Genomic DNA, 1,209 nt, shown 5'->3' with positions numbered 1-1,209 from the left:
CCCATCCCGAACTCGGCAGTTAAGTGCTACTGCGCCAATGGTACTGCGTCTTAAGACGTGGGAGAGTAGGTCACCGCCAAACCTAATAAGTTCATCAACAAACGTATCTCTCTTCGATATCAAAACAAAATCATCCAAAAACACCAAGAAATAAACAACGTACGCAAACGCACAACGCGAAGCGCACGATATCACCCCGAATACTAGCTGTAGGTAAGCATCCGGTCTGACTGCGTTAAAGGGCGGTTTTCCATGGCAGCAGGTCATCGACGCGGTTGATTTGGTAGTCTGGGATGCGGGCGAGCGTATCGGCCAACCATGCCTGTGCTAACATAAGCTCAGTTAGGGCGCGGCTGTCCATGTGCGCAACTAAGGCATCCGCAACCACCTCTATGGAAACGAGCGAGGTCCCGTTTCTGGTTCTCGCAACATTTGGTGCGACCACGCACGGACCAGCGTTAAAGCTAACGCAAACACCGCGGCCTTCTGGACTACTAATTTGGCTTGTGGCGCGCCCATCAAGCATGATGTGCTCCATTGGGTCTGGTTCGCCCTGCGTTGCAAGGCGACGCCCCTTTTCGACAAATTCAACATTCCATTCTGCCGCGAACTCACGCGCTGTGTCTCCATCTAAAGCGTTCGGGGGACTTGTCAGAAAATTAAAGAGGTCCAAATCAGGAATTCTTTATCAAACGATAATGCCAGCTTTGCTCGCGCTCAGTACGACGGTGCCAACGGTAAGGAGAACAACCAATGAATATGACGATACCAACTAAGCAGTACGGGCGGCAAGCAGCACTCTTCGGTCTCGCTGCCGCCGGATTCTATCTGCTGATGATCTTTGGCACTCTGGCGCATATCGAGACCTTATCCGGCCTTCGCCCTTTCGACATGCGCCCCAGCGGATATTCGGCTGAACTGGCAAATTCGCTGATCGATGCCTTGGGATCCAGTGGAAGGTGGTACTATCTCACGCGACAAATTCCACTTGATCTGGTTTATCCCTCTCTCATGGCCCTGACCTTAATATCATTGTTCCAATGGCTTGGTTCACGAGACGTAAGTCAAAAGCTTGTTCGAATTGGAACGTGGATATCTATTGCGGCAGCTATCGCTGACTATCTAGAGAACGCCGGCATCTGCTTCATGATCCTGAGCTGGCCAGAAATATCAGCCAACACTGTCTTGGCGGCAAGTGTAGCTTCTATT

The 1,209-nt window shown here is 51.2% G+C and carries 2 protein-coding genes and 1 rRNA gene; 2 read left to right on the top strand and 1 reads right to left on the bottom strand.

Annotation, left to right across the window (positions count from 1 at the left end; all coding sequences use genetic code 11):
- Positions 1 to 82 (top strand): 5S ribosomal RNA (gene rrf, locus ABYT07_RS21305); the annotation flags it as partial.
- A 153-nt stretch (positions 83 to 235) separates the two neighbouring features.
- Here the strand turns inward: rrf and ABYT07_RS21300 are convergent.
- The gene (locus ABYT07_RS21300) at positions 236 to 673 is read right to left on the bottom strand and encodes a transposase domain-containing protein (RefSeq protein ID WP_372993988.1); all 438 of its coding nucleotides are present in this window, start codon (positions 671 to 673) and stop codon (positions 236 to 238) included.
- Between the two features lie 80 nt (positions 674 to 753).
- On the opposite strand from ABYT07_RS21300, the gene ABYT07_RS21295 reads away from it, so the two are divergent.
- Positions 754 to 1,209: hypothetical protein (locus ABYT07_RS21295; protein ID WP_372993986.1), on the top strand; the 456-nt coding region annotated here is incomplete at its 3' end.

Origin of the sequence: Sulfitobacter sp., from assembly GCF_041552635.1 — a bacterium.
Taxonomy (GTDB): Bacteria; Pseudomonadota; Alphaproteobacteria; order Rhodobacterales; family Rhodobacteraceae; genus Sulfitobacter.
This window is presented reverse-complemented; position numbering and strand designations above follow the sequence as displayed.